The sequence below is a fragment of the Flavobacterium sp. Sr18 genome (assembly GCF_011064265.1).
Lineage (GTDB): Bacteria > Bacteroidota > Bacteroidia > Flavobacteriales > Flavobacteriaceae > Flavobacterium > Flavobacterium petrolei.
Genome location: NZ_CP049329.1, coordinates 384,541 through 405,006 on the forward strand (window position 1 = coordinate 384,541; position 20,466 = coordinate 405,006).

Below are 20,466 nucleotides of genomic sequence, written 5' to 3' on the forward strand. Positions count from 1 at the left end.
ATGACTAACCAAGAAATTATATCAAAATTACCGTATTCTAAACCGTTTTTGTTTGCAGACGAAATTCTTCAAATCAATGAAAATGGGGTAGAAGGAACCTATACTTTTGATGAAAATCTTGATTTTTACAAAGGACATTTTAAAGAATATCCAGTAACTCCAGGAGTTATTTTAACGGAAGTTATGGCGCAAATTGGTTTGGTTTGTTTAGGTATTTTTTTATTGAATTATTCATTTAATAAAAACACTTCAATCGCCTTAACATCAACAGAAATAGAGTTTTTAAAACCTGTTTTTCCTAAAGAAAAAGTGACCGTAATTTCAAAAAAAGTATACTTTAGATTCGGAAAATTAAAATGTAAAGTCATTATGAAAAACGAAAACGGAGAAGAGGTTTGTACAGGAACAATTGCCGGAATGATCCTCTCCCCAGCCCTCTCCAAAGGAGAGGGAGCCGAAATTGGATTAAAATAATCTGTCGAAAATGTCATTGAAATTAAATTTTATATGAATAAAAGAGTAGTTATAACGGGTCTTGGTGTTGTTGCTCCGAATGGAGTAGGACTTGATGCGTTTACACATGCCATCAAAAATGGAATTTCGGGGATTAAGCACGACGCTGAGTTGGAACGATTGCAGTTTTCATGTCAAATAGCTGGAAAACCAGCCATTTCTACTGAATTAGCTTTAAAATATTTTTCTGAGTTAGAGTTAAGAAACTTTAATTCTACGGGGATTTTATACGGTGTAATTGCTGGAATTGACGCTTGGAAAGATGCAGGATTATCTTTGGAAATAAATGAAGAACCGGATTGGGATAGCGGAACTATTTTTGGTACAGGAACATCAGGAATTGATAAATTTCGGGAAAGCATTTATAAAATAGATGATTTTCAAACGAGAAGATTGGGCAGTACTGCCGTAGCTCAAACCATGAATAGTGGCGTGAGTGCATATCTGGGAGGGAAATTAGGACTAGGAAATCAAGTGTCTACTAATTCGTCGGCCTGTACAACAGGAACGGAGAGTATTTTGATGGCGTATGAAAGGATAAAATCCGGTCTGGCCAAACGCATTTTGGCAGGAAGCACAAGCGATTCAGGTCCTTATATTTGGGGTGGCTTTGATGCGATGAAAGTCTGTACTTTTAAACATAATGAAAATCCGGAACAAGGCTCAAGACCAATGTCAGCAAGTGCTTCAGGATTTGTTCCCGGAAGTGGAGCAGGGGCTTTGGTTTTGGAAGATTTAGAAAGCGCATTGAACAGAGGTGCTACAATCTATGCTGAAGTTTTGGGAGGAAATGTAAATTCTGGCGGGCAACGCGGTTTAGGAACGATGACTGCGCCAAATCCTATTGCTGTGCAGAAATGCATTCAAAATGCTTTGGCAAATGCAGGAATTACTGCCAATGATATCGATGCAATCAACGGACATTTGACAGCCACTTCCAAAGACAGTTTAGAAATTCAGAATTGGAGCGAAGCTTTAGCACGAAATGGAAAAGATTTCCCATACATAAACTCTTTGAAATCAATGGTAGGTCATTGTTTGTCCGGTGCGGGAAGTATAGAAAGTGTGGCTTCGGTATTGCAATTGCATCACGGATTTGTTTTTCCGAACATCAATTGTGCCGATTTACATCCTGAAATTACAGCAATTATTGATGAATCGAGAATACCACAACAGCTGATTGAAAAGGAATTGAATATAATTGCAAAGGCCAGTTTTGGTTTTGGAGATGTGAATGGATGTGTGATTTTTAAGAAATACAATTAATCAAAATTTTAAAGCTAATCTCGAATTGAAAACAGTAACAAAAAGAAAAAAATTATGAATAAAGAACAAACAATTGAAGAATTAAAAAACATAGTAAAGCCGTATATTCAAAACCAAGAAGCTTTTGATGGCCTTACAGAAGATACTGATTTTATAAATGATCTGAAAATCAATTCTGCTAATTTAGTAGATGTGATTTTAGATATCGAAGAGAAATATGACATTGTAATTGATAATGAGGCTATGGAACGCATGATTAATGTAAAAGCAGCAATGGAAATTATCGAGAATAAATTATCAGAGAAAAATTCGTGAGTTAGCAGTAAAAAAGTCAGTAAAAAATGATTGGAAACGACATAGTAGATTTGGCTTTAGCCAAAAAAGAAAGTAACTGGCAACGCAACCGATTTTTAGATAAAATATTTACTAAAAACGAGCAACAAATGATTTTGAATGATGCGAAACCAGAAATCATGGTTTGGAATTTATGGTCCCGAAAGGAAGCAGCTTATAAAATCTACAATCGTGAAACTGGTATTCGAGGTTTTTTTCCTTTACAACTGGAATGTTCTTTCGAAAACGCAACTTTGGGAAGCGTTTCCATAAAAAAGAAAATATATTTCACTCAAAGTCAAATTGAAAACGATTCAATCTATACAATTGCCGTTGCAGAAAAAAAACATTTCGACAAGATTGAAAATATTAGTTCTTCCGATGAAATCTATAAAAATAACGGAATACCTTTTATAATTGATTCTACTTCAAAAATAAAAAAACCAGTTTCCATAACTCATCACGGAAGATTTTGGAAAGGAATAACGCTGATGGATTAAAGAAAATATTACTTTATACCCAATCTGGATTTCAATTTCAAAAACAATAAAGCCGTTTTATAAGCATCTTCAGCTGAAGAATTTCGGTCACTTTTAGGAATATTATAAACTGCACAAAGTTCATCTAGTGAAAATTGTTTGTCATTAATATCATTAAGTTTCCGATGCATAACATCAACATCCAGAGCTTCGTTTTTCAAACGACCGCAATCTAATCGTTCCAGGGCTGCATTGATCATTTCAACATCAAAATCTATATGGTGTCCTACCAAAATAGAGTTTCCGATAAATTCAACAAAGGATTTTATAGCATCAGGCTCCCCCAATTTTTTCATTTTACTTTCTACTAAAAATTCATTAGAAAGACCGTTATCATGAAAGAATTTATATTGTAATAAAACTGCTTCAAAACTATCACCAATAGCAATACTATCATTAGTAACAGCAAATGATCCAATAGACATAATGACATCTTTATCAGGATTTAATCCCGAAGTTTCAGTGGAGAAAACAACAAATCGAGTGGATTTTTTATCAAATTTAGAAACATAGGTTTTCCAAAATTCAGGATATTCTTTGTTAATATTTTTTAGCCAGTCTAACATAATTATGAAAATTGAGTCAGTTGAAATTTACTTTTAATTAATTCTTCTAATTCCTTCATTGGAGCCAAGGCATTTTTCAATTTTTCTCTATCAATTTTTGAAAGTTCATTCAAATTTATAAATTGACCGGAGTTATCATTCTTTAAACCTTCGAGAGTTCTAAATTTGGATAAAATTAAAAATGCTTCCGCACAATTTAGATAAATTTCAGCATGTTTTGGATCCGTAATGGATAATTGTTTGAACCTTTGAAAAGTGTTATTGATTCCTCGGATATCAAAATTTAAAATAAATAAACGTGCACCATCAATCAGAGGCATCAAAGCACGAGTTTTGATATCAAATTTATCTTTGTTAGAACCTTCTTCTTCCACAATAAAATTCTTGAAAAAAGTCAATGGTGAATTTTTTCTCAAAGCATCATTACCAAAGAAATCAAAAAAGAGCGTATTGTTTTTGGCATTTTTAAAAACAACATTTCCTATGGCATCTTCAATTTTTTGTTCGCCAAAAGTAATTTCGTAATCAAAGAAAATACTACTTAAATCAGTACTGTTTTCACCTGGAGTATTCATCCAACTGTCATATTGTTTTGTCCAATCAGTCAAGGATTTACACCAAAGCATATTGCTTCCCATGTGTCCGTTTGGACATAATTCATAACCTATTTTTTCTAGTGTTGCAGTTGTCTTTTTTCCAAGTCTAAGGAAATAATCTTTTACTTCACGATATTTTTCAGCAGCAACATCTTCAAAAATTAAGATACTGTCCTGATCCGTTAACAGTAATTGTTCTTTTCTTCCTTGACTTCCTATACTTAACCACGCAAAACGGGCAGGAGGAGAGCCTAAATCCAAAATAGATAATTCAACGGAGCGTTTAATGATAGCTAAATTAATCTCGCTGGCAACATTGAAAATATGGGAAAGCGGAATATTTTTAGAAATTGAAGTCTGAATTAAATCAGTGAGGCGTTCCCGAATTTGTTTTAGTTCTTTTGGTGACTGGCAACGTTTTATTTCTTTGATCAAAACCCCTGGATTATTGGCTTGAGCCACTATTAAATCGTGCTCTGATATAATTCCTTTCACTTCTGATTTGTCAGTTCCATCATGAGTTACACACAAATGAGTCACATTGTGCTTTAACATCAACAATTGAGCTTCCGCAAGAGAAACATTTTCAACTACTGTGATCACTGGTGATGACATGATTTTATCCACTGAAACAGTTACTGGATATCTACCAGTGGCTATTTTAGAACGCATATCCGTATCGGTAATGATCCCCAAAGGGATATTATTATCGCATACTACGATATTATTTTTTAATGATTCGGTCATTAATTGCGCAACGTCTTTTACAAGTGCTGTTCCCATTGTTTTTAAAGGGGAAGTATTATAGGATAATGATTGAAAATATTGCATTTCCGATTGCTGATCCGAATAGAACACATTATCAGAAATCAATTTTCCTATTAGATTTTCTTTGTCTTTTGGATTACGGGTGTTAACGGCAAAACTTTCCAATAAGAAATTTAAAACTTCAGAATTATTGGCTACAAAAGGGCGAAAAGTAGCTATGGGAATAGCGTAAACAATAGTTTCTTCTCTCGCTTTAGCGGTCATCATATAATTGTTTTTGGCAAAAAACGGGCGTAATCCAAAAATATCTCCTTCGTTACATTTGTTTAATAATGTTTCCTCAGCATCAGCTATAACAGATAAATTAATCACTCCCGAAGCTACTACATAAAAGCTATCATGCAATAGATCATTGATTTGAAATAATATTTTGTGTTTTTCCAAATTTACAACGCGAATGCTGATTGCAATTTCAGATAACTCTTCAAATGTCAAGTGATTAAATGGTGGATATTCCTTTAAAAAATCAGCAATGTGTTCAGCAATTGTATTCATAGTGTAACAAATAAATAATCTATATTTCTGTAAAAATAACAAATTTAAAAATTATAACACTACCAATAATAAGGCAAAATAGTTAAATTATACATTACTTAATTTTTTCATAAATTAAAAGAGCAATATGATGAATTATGTCAACTTTTTTTACTTTTATACCTTAACCAATACATTTAAATTATGAAATTATTTAGAAAAATACATTTTTCTCTTATTGCATTATTGATTGTGAATTTTATTAATGCGCAGGAAAAACCCACATCAACAAAGGAAGTTGTAACAGGTAAAATTGATGGAGCCACAATCACCATTAATTATGGAAGTCCTTCGGTAAAAGGTAGAGAGATTTGGGGAAAATTGGTTCCATTTAATCAAGTTTGGCGTGCTGGAGCCAATGATGCTACAACTTTTGAAACCGATAAAGAGGTTATGATAGAAGGTGCTAAATTGCCAGCTGGTAAATATTCTTTCTTCATAATTCCAAATGACAAAGAATGTACAATAATTTTCAATAAAGAAGCCAAACAATGGGGAGCTTATAAATATAAAGAAAATGAAGATCAATTAAGAGTTACGGTTAAGCAAGAAGTTGCTAAATCGAAAACTGAAAAATTAGTTTACATTATCGAAAAAAATACGGTTTCGTTAAATTGGGATAATTTGATGATACCATTTTCAGTAAAGTAAGTTGATAGGTTTTTATAATTTCATAAACAGCATCTGCAATAGTAGATGCTGTTTTTTTATGGTACATATGATGATTTTTTATAAATTCTATTTTACATAATATAAATTATAGTTCATTTAAATAGATTGCAATATTATAACTTTATAATGTACTTTAAATAAACTCTTATCCATGAAGTATCTATTTAAAACAAAAAAACACGAATAATGATAATACATTATTCGTGTCTTTTTTTAATTTAAAATGTAACTATATATTCTTATATGCTTTAAGCGTGCTATACCCATAATACGCAACTACAGCCAAACATATCAATGGTAAAACAAAGGAAAAATTCACTTCTGGAATAAAGCCAAATAATTTAATATCAGCAAAACCAGAACCGCCTAAATCCAAAATACTTCCTTGCATAACCGGCATCAATGCGCCACCAACGATTGCCATAACTAAACCTGCAGACCCAATTTTTGCTTCATCTCCCATATCTTTTAGTGCTATTCCATAAATTGTTGGAAACATAACGGACATGAAAATAGAAATACAAACTAGCGAAATTAATCCAGGCATTCCTTGTAATACAATCGCTCCGGCTGAACAAATTACTCCTCCAATACCAAAAATCATTAATATTTTTGAAGGATTTATGGTTTTCATTAAACCAGTTCCAATCCATCGGCCCATTAAAAATAAAATCATGGCCGCTATGTTGTAATATGTGGCTGTTAATTCTAATCCAAATGTTTTGTTGATGTTGTCTACATATTGAAAAATAAAGGTCCAACACATAATTTGTGCACCAACATAAAAAGCTTGCGCAATTACGCCGTGTTTATAATTTTTATTGGCAAATAACTTTTTAAATGATTCAGATACTGACATTTTATCTTCTTGTGCCGTTTTAGGCATTTTTGTTAAAATAATAATGATTAAAATTACTAAGACAAAAATTCCTAATCCAATGTACGGGATACTAATAATATCTAAATCATTTTCACGAATACTGGCCAACTCACTTGAAGTTAAAGCTTTATACGCTTCTTGTGTATAGTCATCTGATTTTATTTCTTTAATAACTAAAAACTGCGCCATCACCAATCCAGTTATCGCTCCAATTGGGTTAAATGCCTGCGCTAAATTCAAACGTTGCGTTGCGGTTTCTTTATTTCCAAGGAATAAAATCAAAGGGTTTGAAGTGGTTTCCAGAAATGCTAATCCACAAGTAATCACCCATAATGAAATAAGAAAAAATGTATAACTTTGGTAATGTGCTGCCGGATAGAATAAAAAAGCACCCGTTGCATATAAAATAAGACCCAAAATTATTCCCGATTTATAGCTGTATTTTCTAATGAATAATGCAGCCGGCAATGCCATGAAGAAATAGCCAAAATAAAATGCAAATTGTACTAATGATGCTTGTGTATTCGAAAGTTCCGGCATCACTTTTTTGAAAGTAGAAACCATCGGAGTTGTTAAATCATTGGCAATTCCCCACAGCGCAAATAATATGGTTATGATGATAAATTGAAAAGCGAATTCCTTACTGACTACAGGGATTTTTTTGAATTGATTCATTGTTGGGTTGGTTTAATTGGTTAGTTATGAATAGTTGCTGATTCCTTGATTTTCGCTTCTATTTTATCAAATCCAGATAAGAAATCATCGATTTCCGAGGATGAAATCACAGGGTTTGCGCCTTCATTTTGAGCCACAATTGCGCCTACGGCACTGGCAAAGTTAATGGCGTATTGAGGATCTTCCCCATTTAGTAACATTATGATTAAGGAAGCTAAAAAAGAATCCCCGGAGCCCACAGTATCAACAACATTTACTTTGAAACCGCAATTGTGATAAAAAGTATCATTACAATATAAAACTGCGCCATGAGATCCAAGAGTAACACAAACAGTATCAGTGTTGGTTTCCTTTGCAATGAATTTGATATTTTGCTCCAATGACCTTTTATTTGAATTTAAATCTTCGCAAATTTCATTTAACTCATCATCGTTAAACTTAATAAAATCAGCTGCATGCAATAAATCCAAAACATTTTTCTTGGTGTAATGTGGCACTCTTAAATTCACATCAAATATTTTATATTTTGCTACCGCTAAAAGTTGTTCCAATGTTTTTCTGGAAACTAAATCTCTAGAAGATAAACTTCCGTAAACAAAAAAGTCTGCTTTTTCAACAATAGAAATATTCTCATTTGAAATTTCAATTTTGTCCCACGCTGAAGGATAATTGATATCATACGAAGCATTTCCTTTTTCATTCAAAATAACATTGACTAAACCCGTTGGATAATTATCCTTTACTTGAACAGCATCAGTGTTAATTCCTGAAACATTCAAATACTCTATTAATTCTTTTCCGTTTAAATCGTTTCCTACTCCACTAATAACGGAAACCTCCCCTCCTAGCGAATTTAATCTTGAAGCCACATTTAGCGGAGCTCCACCAATTTTTTTGTGCTCGAGAAATACATCAAAAAGGATTTCTCCAAAACAAACACCGTTTAATTTCTTTTTCATTTTTTTGATTTTTATTGTAAAAAAGCATTGAACAATTACTTTTTTTTAGGTTTATTTATAGTTGATTGGTATAACATTTGTCTATCATTTTCTTCATAAAAGCAAGACTACCTTTGGCGAGATCTTCTGAGTTGTATTTTGAAGGTCTCCACAAGGAAGTTGGTCCAACTAATGCTGTAATTTCTGAAGAAAAATTCTCCAAAACTAGCGGACCTTGATAGTTAATGGCTGCCAAAGCTTTGAAAAAATCATCCCAATGAACGTTTCCTTCGCCGGTCATACCGCGATCACTTTCCGTTATATGTATATGTTTTAATCTGTTTCCTGCACGAATAATGGGATCATAGAAATTTCGCTCTTCAATATTCATGTGAAAAGTATCCAGGTGCAAACCTATGTTAGGTTTTCCGATAGATTCAATCATATCAAGCACTTCATCTGCAGCAGTAAAAACGTAACTTTCATACCGATTAATAGGTTCGGGAGCAATAGTGATATTTCTTTTGTTGGCATAATCAGCAACTTCCGTAAATACTTGCTGAATGATTATTCTTTCTTCTTTAGTACAAGGATTTCCGGTAAACGTTCCAATGGCGGAATGCAAAACCCCTCCTAAAAAATCACCTTCCATTTCGGCTACTTTGTCAAGAGCTGATTTTATAAGCGAAGTTGCTTGTTCAGGATATAAAGGAATGTGACAGTTTGCGGGTAAATTCAATGTGCAACGACCGGTAATACGGTTGTCGTCAAGTAGTTTTTTTGTTGTTTTAGCATCGAAATCTAATGAACTTGGTAGGATAATTTCAAGCATATCAAAACCATATTCCGCGGTCTTTTCTATTGCAAAACGGCCTCCTTCAGCAGTCCATCCGGGGATAAATGATAAAATTGTTGTTCCAAAAATTGGCATATCTATATAATTTTAAATTTATTTCTTAAAATAACCACCATTCCGTTTTTACTCCAATAAAAGAGCCCCAACGTTTTTGGTTCACTTGTAAAAAAGGCGAATAGTTATTATTACTGGCGTAATCGTTGTAGTGTGCTAACGTGGCTATAAGTCTGATGTGTGGACGGCTCCAAGGGTCTTTTTTTCCTAAGGGCACAATGGTGGGAACAAAAGAAAATTTCCACATATTGGCTTCTGGATTATCACCATCTTTTCGTACGGCAAAATGCACTTCTTCAATCAAGTGCAACCACTTCGTTACATAAAAGAAGCTTCTGAAACCAACTACGAAATCCGTTTTTTGATTATATAATTGATTACCATTAAAATACTCGTCCGTATTCGTATTGGCAGAACCACCTTTGCTTTTTGTGAAAACGCCATATCCGTTGATACTGAATTTCTGCGAAAGGTTTAGCAGAAAATGCTCCACCATGGAAAAGGAATACGCATTTATGTATTTTCCTTCAGAATCTGGCGCTCCGTAAGTTGCCCAAGTAAAAGTGTTTCCGTTATCGCCCCCATTTGCAATACCGGAACCATATCGTACCGAAAGCTGATTGAACGAACCCGGTAAAGCAGTTTTAAATGGATTATTGTATTTAATTCCAGCGACCCAGCCGTTATCCGATGGATAGTTTTTAGAAGCATTTTTTGAGTTGTCAGCAACATAATGAAACTCCCCCAAAAGTTTGATGACATTATCATTTTTCAAATGAAAACTATGTTCCCCAATCCAAACCATGCGTTGGCGAATAGCAGGATTTGTTGCGCCGGCAACGGTAACTTCATAATTATAAGGATACACATTTGTTGAATCAGCAGAAGCTGGCATTAACATGGTTAGTTCTGTGTTTTTATGGCTTACGCCAAAACCTTGTGCGGAATGATCATCAAAATAAAAATAATCACTGATATGAATGTCATCATAGCGACGAAAACGAGACCCTGCCCACGCAGACCATTTACTTCCCATGATATTTCTGGCTTCAATATAAGCTTCGGGAAGAATAAAAGTCAACCCATTATTAGAACGGGAGCTTACATTTCCCACAAACTGACCATTGCCAGAATACATTCCCAAACGCATTTGGAACGTTACGTTTGTGCTGTCTTTACCGTCAATTTTTGGAGAAAAGTGTATGGCAGGTAAGATATCGATGTAATCCGTTTGTTCTAAACGTCCGCCTAATGATCCTTGGCCGGAAAGATTCAAAGGTTTCCACATGTTTCCTTCACCATTTGGCGAAAGCCCAACCCCGATTCGACCCGTTGTGCCTAATGAAAAATTCGAATTAGTTATAACCACCTGTGAATAAATTGGAATGAACAGTATTGAAAATAGGAATATAAAAAGTGCTTTTTGCATAGAAGTTTTATTTTAAAAAATGGCTCAAATAAGTTTTTGGTGGTTATAAATTTTATGAACGGTAACTATTATATACTTAAATTTTATTTTTTTATGCTCTTAATATATCAAATACTTGAATCTATTTCAGGTCAAAAATTTAGTTTTACAATATTATAAAAGCTTTTTAATATTAAGCGTCATTTTGATTATTATTTTTCAAATGTATTATTTTTTTTTAATTAGCAATAAAAAAAACTTAAAAATTATTTATATATGACAAATATTAGCATAATAATGTACTTTTTTAATAAATATGAATTAATTTTTTATAAAATACATATAACGTAATAGTGACGTTTAATTACAAAAGTAATTCATATTTTAGAAAATATTTAATTATAAATAAATCATTAGTTTTGTAGTAGGAAAAGATGTTGCGTAACATTGCCTCTTTGAAAAATTATTTATATTCTCACTCTTTATTATGTCTAAAATAATTCCAAATATATCTGTAGACTGCGTCGTTTTTGGTTTTGACGGCACTACCAAATCACTTAACGTATTATTGATAAAACGCTATTTAGAATCTAAGGAAAATCACAAACCGTTGGTTAACGATTATGTTCTTACGGGCTACCATACATTTGAGCAGGAAACCATAGATGAAACTGCAACCAGAGTTTTGAAGGAGTTAACAGGGCTTGATAATGTTTATAAAAAACAGTTTAAAGTTTTTGGAGATCCAAATCGTTTGATGAATGAAAAAGATATTATTTGGGCCCAAAATGAAAATTTCAACCAACGTACCATAACAATTGCGTATTATTTTTTATTGAAAACTCAAGAAGTAAATTTAGAAAATAACAAACATGAAGCACAGTGGTTTCCTGTCAGTAATTTACCGGAATTAGGATTTGATCACAAAGATATTATCAATGAAGCCTATGCTGATTTAAAGGAAAAAGCACTATATAAACCTATTATTTTTGAACTTTTGCCGGATAAATTCACTTTCAATGAATTGCAGGATACGTATGAATCTATACTGGGAAATGAAATGGATAATCGAAATTTCAGAAGAAAACTGCTGACGAAAAAGTATATTATTGCCTTGGATGAAAAACAAGTAGGTGTTTCAAAAAGACCATCCCAACTCTTTATGTTCAGCAAGGATGTGTATCAGAAAATTTATAAGGAATCTTATTTAATCAATATTTAAATTGCTGTTTTTTTTTTAAGATTGATTGATTTCAATTTGTTATTTATAGCAGGAAAGTGTCTCGATTCGGATGTTAATTATTTACCTTTGCAAAAAATTAAAAAATCCCAATTTTCATGAGCGATTCCGAAATGACAAAAACAAGATATATCAAATTGATCCTGATTTTAGGCTCATTAACAGCTTTAGGTCCTTTTTCAATAGACATGTATTTGCCTGGTTTTGCAGGAATTGCTAAAGATTTGAATACTTCTGTTGCCAATGTCTCGATGACTTTATCCAGTTATTTTATCGGAATTTCCGCAGGACAATTGCTTTACGGACCATTATTAGACCGTTTTGGTCGAAAAAAACCTTTATTTATAGGATTGTTAGTTTACATATTAGCATCATTAGGTTGCGTTTTTGTAACTGATATTGATACTTTTATTGGATTACGATTTATTCAAGCTGTTGGTAGTTGTGCTGCTACAGTAGCTTCTGTTTCTATGGTTCGGGATTTGTTTCCAGTAAAAGATATTCCAAAAGTATTTTCTTTATTAATGTTAGTTGTTGGGCTTTCGCCAATGCTGGCGCCGACTATTGGTGGTTACGTTACCGCAGATTATGGTTGGCATACCGTATTTTTTATATTGATGTGCATGGGAATTGTAATTCTTATAGCTGCCCAAATCGTTTTACCAAACAGTTATTTGCCTGATACTTCTATTTCTTTAAAACCAAAACCTATTATCAGCAACTTTATTAGCATTCTGAAAGAACCTCAATTTTATACGTACGCTTTTGCTGGTGCGATTGCTTTCTCCGGATTGTTTACTTATGTTGCGGCTTCTCCTATTTTATTTATGGATATTTTTGAAGTTGATGCAAAAACGTATGGCTGGATATTTGCCTTTATGTCGTTAAGTTTTATAAGTGCCAGCCAATTAAATTCATTGTTATTAAGAAAGTTCAACAGTGAACAAATGATTCTAGGTGCATTAGTTTCACAGGCAGGAATTAGTGTTTTATTTCTGATTTTGGCAATGAATGATCTTTTAGGTTTATATGAAACCATTGCAATGTTGTTTTTATTTCTGGCGTGTTTAGGCATCTCAAATCCCAATACTGCGGGACTTACCCTTGCTCCATTTTCAAGAAATGCCGGTAGTGCCTCCGCATTGATGGGTGCGATTCAATTAGGTTTAGGTGCTTTAGCATCTTTTGCAGTGGGCGTTTTTGTAAAAAATTCTATGTTGCCAATGGTTTGGATTATGACAGTTTCTACAATTCTGGCACTGATTATTTTAATTTTTGGAAAACGAAACATAAAAAAAACTATTACAACTTCAGGTGATGAAGAAATTGTAATAGTTCATTAAATATAGATTCGATTCAGTATTATTTTACTTCTGCCTTTATCTTTTTATCGGGTCTGATAATCATTCGAAGTGATTGATCTTTAGCGAAATAAGCAATCATCCAGTTAAAGAATGTTTTCACTCTGTTGCGATAAGTAATCAATGAGATGAGATGAATAAACAGCCATATAATCCAGGCAAAAAAGCCTTTGAAATGCATTTTTGGTTTTGGTAGATCCACTACAGCCTTATTTTTTCCAATAATAGCCATAGATCCTTTATCATTATATTTAAAGGGTTTTAATGGCTTTTTTTGACTCATTCTTTTAAAATTATTTGCCAAATTTATCCCTTGCTGAATCGCAACCTGAGCCACTTGCGGATGACCATTGGGAAAATCGGTATCTGTAAGTTGAATACAAGTATCGCCTATTGCATAGATATTTTCGGTACCATTCACTTTATTGAAGGCATCAGTAGCCATTCTTTTTCCACGACCATAACTCTCAGCCGGAATTCCTTCAAATATTTTTGCAGAAACTCCTGCGGCCCAAATCAAGTTCTTGGTTTGAATGGTTTCGCCATTTCCAAAATACACGGTGTCATCAATATAATCCACCACAGTAGTATTTAATTTTACTACAACGCCCAATTTCGTCAATGCATCCAGTGTGTCTTCCTGCGATGCTTTACTCATAGGTGATAATACGGCATTTGCGCCGTCAACCAGATAAATATTGCTTGCGGTAGTACTTAATTCCGGATATTCTTTCAACAAAATACTTTTACGCATTTCAGCAAACATTCCAGAAACTTCCACTCCTGTTGGACCGCCGCCAGCCACAACAATGGTTAATAATTTTCGGCGTTCGCGAATGTCTTTGCAAATGGCTGCTTTTTCTAAATTTTTCAACAAGGTATTACGCATCACGATTGCATCATTCAGCGTTTTCATTGGAATAGCATTTTTCTTTACGTTTTCCATTCCAAAATAACTTGTTTCGGCACCAGTGGCAAAAACTAGGTAATCGTATGTTAATTCTCCATTGTTGAGGATGATTTTATTTTCGGAAGGATTTACTTTTAATAAATTTCCAAGACGGAATTGTAGATTTTTTTTCCCTGAGAAAAATTTTCGAAATGGATAACTGATACTGGACGGTTCTAAAAAAGCCGTTGCAACCTGATATATAAGCGGAGCAAAGAAATTATAATTGTTTTTATCTACGAGCGTTACGTTGATACCTTTTTCGTTTACTAGTTCTTTAGCAAGATTAATTCCCGCAAATCCTCCACCTATTATTACAATTTCCATAAAGTATTATTTAATATTCAATCAAAAAAAAACATCCATAAATATAAGCTATTTATGGATGTGATTAAATATACAAGTATTAAAAAACTTATAAATTTTACTTCATTTTTTGTCTTTTAACCGGTTTTTCTGTTGGTTCATTTTTATTTTGCAATATATAATTAGCCAATAATTTTTCAATTAACTCATCTTTAGTCAAATGATGAAAAACCGTTTTTATTTTTTCTTTTAATTCCAGAGCAACATCATGATTGGGTTTTGTCTTGAAAATTTGCTTCGCCCATAACAAAGTATTGTTTTCTTCGATACTGGCAACGGTTGGTTTTTTGAACTGAGTAAATTTTATTCCTAATTCTTTTTCGAAATCAGCGATTTCAACTACTTCTTCGGGTTGCAAAACCGTTAAAGAAAGTCCCTTTGCTCCTGCTCTTGCCGTTCTACCACTACGATGTACGTATGCTTCATAAACATCTGGCAAATGATAATTCACCACATAAGAAATTTCCTTTACGTCAATTCCTCTCGCTGCTAAATCTGTCGCTACTAATATATTGATATGTCCTTCACGGAATTGCTCCATGATTCTATCTCTAATTCCTTGGGATAAACTGCCGTGTAATGCACCTGATGAGAACCTATTGATTGCCAGATTTTTTGCTAATTTATTGACAGCTGCTTTCGTTTTACAAAAGATAATTCCGCGTTCTCCTTCTTTAGAATTCAAGAAATGCATTAAAACATCCAGTTTTTCGATAGGATCAACTACTATATATTCGTGGTCAATTCCTTGATTTCCTATCGTTTCCATGTTCGCACTAACTTGCACCACATTTTTGTTCAAATAGTTTTGAATCAATTGTTTGATAGTTCCAGGCATAGTTGCCGAAAACAAAAAAGTCTTATGCGCCACAGGTAACTCAGCGATGATTTCGTCTAAGCTTTCTTTTAATATTGTAACCATTTCATCGGCTTCGTCGAGCACAAGGAATTTGGTTTCTTTTAAGTTGATAGCTTTGCGCTGAATCAAATCAATCAATCTGCCAGGAGTTGCCACAACAATATGTGTTGGCAATGAAAGTCGCTCTATTTGTGGTTTAATTGGAATTCCTCCACAAGTTGCCGCAATAGAAACTTCAGGTAAATATTTTGCAAAACTTTCTAAATTAGAAAAAATCTGATGCCCTAATTCACGTGTTGGAACTAAAATAACAGCTTGTATCACTGGTAAATTAGTATCAATTAATTGTAAAATAGGCAATCCAAAAGCTGCTGTTTTTCCTGTACCCGTTTTAGCAAGACCAACTAAATCCGTAGTATTTGATAAAAGTAACGGAATTGCTTTTTGTTGAATTTCTGTTGGGACAACAATTTTCAATTCGGTAATCGCTTTTACTATTGGTGCTGAAATTCCTAAATCAGAGAATTGTTTTGGCATATTTTTGAATTTTATATTTTATAAAATAGTTGTTTTGTAAACGTAATTTTTAGCCCTGATAGCAGTGGAGATGCTTTTCCTTTTTTTCTTCAAAAAGGAAAAGATTACTTCACACTACTTTTATTTTAATCAGAGTTCAGTGAATTTTATTTGCAACGAATAGCAGGATTAGCTCCTTGAAAAAGAAATATTAATCTTCGTCCGGTTCGTTCATGATTTTCTCACGATATTTTTTCCCTGTTAACAATACGAGTTTCAGTTTGTAATCGTCAACAAGCCATTCGCGGTAATTTTTACTACACTGACTCAAACATTTTGAATAGCGCTTGATGCGACAATCGATATCGTCATCCAGCAGTTTTCCTAATGCTTTTGCTTCTTGTAATGTATCCGAATTGTCTACACACATGGCAGCGTGTTGCTCCAATGATTTTTCCAAAACTTCTTTAGAGCGCAGATTTTGTTTGATAATGAGTTTGTGCTCTTCATCGACATCAAAATTTACTACTTCGGTTTTACTGAATTTTGCACGGATTTCAGGAGGCATACTGTATTTAAAATACAATTCAATTTCTGTATCGTCACGTAAATTTTCAAGGTAAAATTCTGGTGATTTAAAAATGTGCTGCCAGTTTACAGGCTCGCTCCACAATCCAAATCGGGCAGCATTATTTCCTAAATCGATAACGTTGAAAGTATCTTTATTAGGTAATTTTCGAGAACCACGACCAATCATTTGATAATATAATGTCAGTGATTTTGTTGCTCTGTTCAGAATAATTGTTTCTACGGTTGGCTCATCAAATCCGGTGGTAAGAATTCCAACTGAAGTCAAAATAGCATCCGGCGTGTGCTTGAACCAATGCAAAATATCTTTTCTTTCTTCGTTATTGCTGGTATTATCTAAGTGGCGGATGGCATAACCGGCTTCTCTAAATGTTTCATACACATATAAAGACGTATTGATACCATTATTGAAAATTAAGGTTTTCTTGCCCAAAGATTTTTCCGTATAAGCATGCAACAATTTTTCCTGCATGGCCATATTCGTATATAAATCATCTGATGATTTAACAGTGTAATCCCCGTTGATACCTACTTTTAGCGAGGTTAAACCAACATCATAGCTATACGTAACCGCTTTTGCCAAAAATCCATTTGCAATCAAAGAACTAATGGTGTCGCCTACGATTAACTCATCGTAGCTTTCGTGCATTGGCAATTTAATATTGGAACTCAAAGGTGTAGCTGTTACTCCTAATATAAAGGCATTTTTGAAAGAGCTTAATAATTTTCGGAATGAATTGTAATGTGCCTCATCGATGATTACTAATCCTACATTATCCAAATGTAATTTTTCATCATTGATACGGTTTTTCAAAGTCTCGACCATGGCCACAAAACAAGAATAATCGTTTTGGTCCGGAAGTTCTTTTACTTTACTGTTGATGATTTTGTTTTTCACATCAAAACCTTTCAACATTTTTGAAGTTTGCTTACACAACTCAATTCGGTGTGTTAAAACAACTACTTTTTTATCGTGTTGAGACAAATAACGTCGTACGATTTCAGAAAAAACTACTGTTTTTCCACCGCCTGTCGGCAATTGGTATAACAAATGATGCTGTGGTGGTGCATTATCAATGCGTTCAAATATGGCATCGATATCGCCTTTTTGGTACGCATAAAGTTCTTTTTTGTCTTCGATTTCTATTTCTAAAGTGTTTTGGGACATTGCTTATTGTTGGATTTTTGCAAAAATACGCCTAAAAAACAGTTTAATTGTCAATTTTAAATAAAAAAAATGCGATTGATTAAATAAAATTGAATTATGCAGGATATTAATATTCAAATCGCTCTATAATAGCATTAAATTCAGGTTCGTTATACCATTTTTGTTTGATAGTTTCGTCATGAATCGCAGTTATTCTTAGTTTAAAGTCATTCAAAATTCCGTTTGAAATCAAGAAAATTACTGCTTGTTCAAAAGAATTGAACATACTTTTGAAAAACAAATCTTGTTTTATATCATGTTCGGATGAGAATGTTTGCGCAATTTCAATATTGTACAGCATGACATCAGCAATTACAAAGGGATCTACTCCCAAAAGAAGGAAATGCTTGATATATTTTTGAGCAACAGAGCGACGCATTTTTGGTTTGCTGCGTCTTCCCGCCTTTTTGAACGGATAATATTCATTGGAAATTTTGAGTTTGCATTCCTGTAAAAGCGTTTCTTCCTTTGGATTAAAAACAAAATTATAATAGACTTTTACGGGACTGAATTTCTCGTACAATTCGATAATTTGTTCTTCGAGTTGCTCCTTATTTAGTTCGGCTAAGTATTTTTTTAAATCGCGTTTACTCATTATCAAAGTTTAAGGATACAAAAGTAATTTACTTTAGGAATCAATGCGCTAAAAATCAAACTTAATACTTATTTTTGCACATTAAATTTAAATAAATTCAAATGCTTAAGATTTTTAAAATTACTGCAATAATAGAGGGAATATCTGCTTTACTATTGTTTTTCTTTGCAATGCCAATGAAATATATTTATAATGATCCTTTTTATGTTAAACATATTGGTATGGTGCATGGGATATTATTTACTTTATACATAGTTCTTGCAACAATTTTAAAATTTAAAGAAAAGTGGGATTTTAAAAAATATTTTATAATTTGTATTGCTTCAATTCCTCCATTTGGTACTTTTTACATAGAAAGAAAATACCTGAAAAATGTATAAATACATAGAAAAAATATTCACTTTTCTATATCCTGTATTTCGAAAATGGGGATTAGGTAGCAGTTCAGCTTCCTATATTAGCTTAGTGCTAAACATTATTTTTTTGTGTGTAATGGCGTATGTGATATACGTGATTTTCAGGCTTATTTTGGTTACCATTATGGCCGTTATTGCCCAAAAAACCAAAACTAAATTTGATGATTTACTGGTAACCAACAAAACGGCGAAATACATCGCTCACTTAATTCCGCTGTTGTTTATTTACAAATCAGTTCCAATTATTTTAGATCGATTTGAATATTGGGAAGGTTTTTTTGGAAAATTGGTTGGAATCTACATCATCATTCTGGTTTTATGGATTATACGTACGATATTCAATGCTTTACGCGATTATTTAAAACTAAAACCGAGATTTAGCGACAAACCAATCGACAGTTTTATTCAGGTAATCATGATAATGCTATGGGTAATTGGAATAACCTTAATTATTTCTAAGTTATTTGATATTGATCAAAAGGAGCTTTTAACCATTTTAGGAGCGGTTTCCGCGGTGATAATCTTGATTTTTAGGGACACTATTTTAGGTTTTGTTTCCAGTGTTCAGGTTTCTATTAATGATATGGTTCGAATTGGTGACTGGATTACAATGGATAAATTTGGAGCTGATGGAGATGTGATTGAAATCAATTTGGCTACGGTAAAAGTTCGAAATTTTGACAATACTACAACTACAATTCCCACCTATAGTTTAAGTTCTGATTCGTTTCAAAACTGGCGAGGAATGCTCAATTCTGACGGGCGACGCATCAAAAGACACATTCTGATCAAAACAAGCAGTATTCGGTTTTTAGAAGAAGCCGAATTGAATGACTTGAAAAAAATTCATCTTATATCAGACTATATCGATACCCGAAAATTAGAAATAGACGAATATAATTCCACCAATAAAATTGATAAATCAATTGCTATCAATGGAAGAAATTTGACTAATTTAGGATTATTTCGAAAGTATATTACGGAATACCTGTTTAATTATCCGGAATTAAACAAGGACATGATGATGCTTTGTCGCCAGTTGCAATCTACGTCACACGGTGTTCCGCTTGAGGTTTACGCATTTTCACATGACAAACGATTTGAAAATTACGAGTACATTATGTCGGATATATTTGACCACATCATTGCTTCAGTAGGATATTTTGACTTAGAAATTTTCGAGACAGCCACAGAAAACGAATTTCCTAGTTGATAGTGTTTTTTCAATTAAAATTACAAAGACGTTTCTAATCAAATTTTCAAAAACTACAAACGATCTTTTACATATTCAATTGCTGTTTTGCCATGCGCTTTTGGTTTTCCATCGGCATCCAAATTGACCATTGTAGTATGATCTATTGTAATTATTGTTTCGCGGGTCATCATATTTCTCGCCTCGCACTTGAGCGTGAGTGAAGTATTCCCAAATTTTATAACATCAATTCCAATTTCGATAATATCACCTTGTCTTGCCGAACTTCTAAAATTGATCTCAGACATGTACTTGGTGACAATTCTGGTGTTTTCTAATTGAATAATTGTGTATAAAGCCAATTCTTCATCAATCCAAGCTAATAATTTACCTCCAAATAAAGTTCCATTTGGATTTAAGTCTTCTGGTTTTACCCATTTTCTAGTATGAAATCTCATAAATTTTTTATATATAAATGTAAAAATAAGCTATTCCTATTTCATTTTGTTTTAATTTTAA

Annotated in this window: 20 protein-coding genes; 9 read left to right on the forward strand and 11 right to left on the reverse strand. The window is 33.1% G+C overall.

The genetic code is table 11. The annotated features are described in order from the left end of the window. From G7A72_RS01790 to G7A72_RS01805, 4 genes are read left to right on the forward strand one after another with little or no spacing between them, the layout of a single operon-like run. Positions 1 to 474 carry a 3-hydroxyacyl-ACP dehydratase FabZ family protein gene (locus tag G7A72_RS01790; RefSeq protein ID WP_165151198.1) on the forward strand — a complete coding sequence of 158 codons (474 nt, stop codon included), beginning with the start codon at positions 1 to 3 and terminating at the stop codon, positions 472 to 474. Between the two features lie 33 nt (positions 475 to 507). Continuing rightward, entirely contained in the window at positions 508 to 1,779 is a 1,272-nt protein-coding gene (locus G7A72_RS01795) for a beta-ketoacyl synthase (protein ID WP_165151199.1), read from the forward strand. Between the two features lie 54 nt (positions 1,780 to 1,833). Next, complete coding sequence (locus G7A72_RS01800; protein WP_113665788.1) at positions 1,834 to 2,094, forward strand: acyl carrier protein; 261 nt, start codon at positions 1,834 to 1,836, stop codon at positions 2,092 to 2,094. 26 nt (positions 2,095 to 2,120) lie between these two features. Continuing rightward, positions 2,121 to 2,612, forward strand: a complete 492-nt coding sequence (locus G7A72_RS01805; RefSeq protein ID WP_165151200.1) for a 4'-phosphopantetheinyl transferase superfamily protein — start codon at positions 2,121 to 2,123, stop codon at positions 2,610 to 2,612. 8 nt (positions 2,613 to 2,620) lie between these two features. Here the strand turns inward: G7A72_RS01805 and G7A72_RS01810 are convergent, their stop codons facing one another. Then, on the reverse strand, positions 2,621 to 3,217 hold the full coding sequence (locus G7A72_RS01810; RefSeq protein ID WP_113665786.1) for a PolC-type DNA polymerase III: 597 nt from the start codon (positions 3,215 to 3,217) through the stop codon (positions 2,621 to 2,623). A 2-nt stretch (positions 3,218 to 3,219) separates the two neighbouring features. Continuing rightward, a complete protein-coding gene (locus tag G7A72_RS01815) occupies positions 3,220 to 5,136 on the reverse strand; it encodes a DUF294 nucleotidyltransferase-like domain-containing protein (RefSeq protein WP_165151201.1) in 1,917 nt (638 codons plus the stop codon). Between the two features lie 183 nt (positions 5,137 to 5,319). Here G7A72_RS01815 and G7A72_RS01820 point away from each other — a divergent pair, with 183 nt between their 5' ends. Continuing rightward, positions 5,320 to 5,826 carry a DUF2911 domain-containing protein gene (locus G7A72_RS01820; protein WP_165151202.1) on the forward strand — a complete coding sequence of 169 codons (507 nt, stop codon included), beginning with the start codon at positions 5,320 to 5,322 and terminating at the stop codon, positions 5,824 to 5,826. Positions 5,827 to 6,076: 250 nt separating this feature from the next. Here the strand turns inward: G7A72_RS01820 and fucP are convergent, their stop codons facing one another. The 4 genes from fucP to G7A72_RS01840 are packed head-to-tail and all read right to left on the reverse strand — an operon-like array spanning position 6,077 to position 10,679. Continuing rightward, positions 6,077 to 7,402, reverse strand: a complete 1,326-nt coding sequence (gene fucP / locus G7A72_RS01825) for an L-fucose:H+ symporter permease (protein WP_165151203.1) — start codon at positions 7,400 to 7,402, stop codon at positions 6,077 to 6,079. 20 nt (positions 7,403 to 7,422) lie between these two features. Continuing rightward, positions 7,423 to 8,361 carry a carbohydrate kinase gene (locus G7A72_RS01830; protein ID WP_165151204.1) on the reverse strand — a complete coding sequence of 313 codons (939 nt, stop codon included), beginning with the start codon at positions 8,359 to 8,361 and terminating at the stop codon, positions 7,423 to 7,425. 55 nt (positions 8,362 to 8,416) lie between these two features. Continuing rightward, positions 8,417 to 9,271, reverse strand: a complete 855-nt coding sequence (locus tag G7A72_RS01835; RefSeq protein WP_165151205.1) for a sugar phosphate isomerase/epimerase — start codon at positions 9,269 to 9,271, stop codon at positions 8,417 to 8,419. A 25-nt stretch (positions 9,272 to 9,296) separates the two neighbouring features. Next, the gene (locus G7A72_RS01840; RefSeq protein WP_165151206.1) at positions 9,297 to 10,679 is read right to left on the reverse strand and encodes a carbohydrate porin; all 1,383 of its coding nucleotides are present in this window, start codon (positions 10,677 to 10,679) and stop codon (positions 9,297 to 9,299) included. 466 nt (positions 10,680 to 11,145) lie between these two features. Here G7A72_RS01840 and G7A72_RS01845 point away from each other — a divergent pair, with 466 nt between their 5' ends. After that, complete coding sequence (locus G7A72_RS01845) at positions 11,146 to 11,880, forward strand: NUDIX domain-containing protein (RefSeq protein ID WP_241258561.1); 735 nt, start codon at positions 11,146 to 11,148, stop codon at positions 11,878 to 11,880. Between the two features lie 131 nt (positions 11,881 to 12,011). Continuing rightward, entirely contained in the window at positions 12,012 to 13,241 is a 1,230-nt protein-coding gene (locus G7A72_RS01850; RefSeq protein ID WP_165153587.1) for a multidrug effflux MFS transporter, read from the forward strand. Between the two features lie 19 nt (positions 13,242 to 13,260). Here G7A72_RS01850 and G7A72_RS01855 read toward each other — a convergent pair whose 3' ends face one another. The 4 genes from G7A72_RS01855 to G7A72_RS01870 form a co-directional block, all read right to left on the reverse strand. After that, on the reverse strand, positions 13,261 to 14,535 hold the full coding sequence (locus G7A72_RS01855; RefSeq protein WP_165151207.1) for an NAD(P)/FAD-dependent oxidoreductase: 1,275 nt from the start codon (positions 14,533 to 14,535) through the stop codon (positions 13,261 to 13,263). A 97-nt stretch (positions 14,536 to 14,632) separates the two neighbouring features. Then, a complete protein-coding gene (locus G7A72_RS01860) occupies positions 14,633 to 15,970 on the reverse strand; it encodes a DEAD/DEAH box helicase (protein WP_165151208.1) in 1,338 nt (445 codons plus the stop codon). Between the two features lie 190 nt (positions 15,971 to 16,160). Next, a complete protein-coding gene (locus G7A72_RS01865) occupies positions 16,161 to 17,705 on the reverse strand; it encodes a DEAD/DEAH box helicase (RefSeq protein WP_113665776.1) in 1,545 nt (514 codons plus the stop codon). A gap of 106 nt (positions 17,706 to 17,811) precedes the next feature. Then, positions 17,812 to 18,339, reverse strand: coding sequence for a DUF6155 family protein (locus tag G7A72_RS01870; RefSeq protein WP_165151209.1), 528 nt, complete (start codon positions 18,337 to 18,339; stop codon positions 17,812 to 17,814). Positions 18,340 to 18,440: 101 nt separating this feature from the next. On the opposite strand from G7A72_RS01870, the gene G7A72_RS01875 reads away from it, so the two are divergent. Both G7A72_RS01875 and G7A72_RS01880 read left to right on the forward strand, forming a co-directional pair. Further along, positions 18,441 to 18,719 carry a DUF3817 domain-containing protein gene (locus G7A72_RS01875; protein ID WP_113665774.1) on the forward strand — a complete coding sequence of 93 codons (279 nt, stop codon included), beginning with the start codon at positions 18,441 to 18,443 and terminating at the stop codon, positions 18,717 to 18,719. Continuing rightward, positions 18,712 to 19,968, forward strand: a complete 1,257-nt coding sequence (locus tag G7A72_RS01880; protein ID WP_165151210.1) for a mechanosensitive ion channel family protein — start codon at positions 18,712 to 18,714, stop codon at positions 19,966 to 19,968. Before G7A72_RS01875 ends, G7A72_RS01880 begins: the two co-directional genes overlap by 8 nt. Before the next feature lie 53 nt (positions 19,969 to 20,021). On the opposite strand, the gene G7A72_RS01885 is transcribed toward G7A72_RS01880, so the two are convergent. Further along, a complete protein-coding gene (locus G7A72_RS01885; RefSeq protein ID WP_091169740.1) occupies positions 20,022 to 20,405 on the reverse strand; it encodes an acyl-CoA thioesterase in 384 nt (127 codons plus the stop codon). Positions 20,406 to 20,466: the final 61 nt, after the last annotated feature.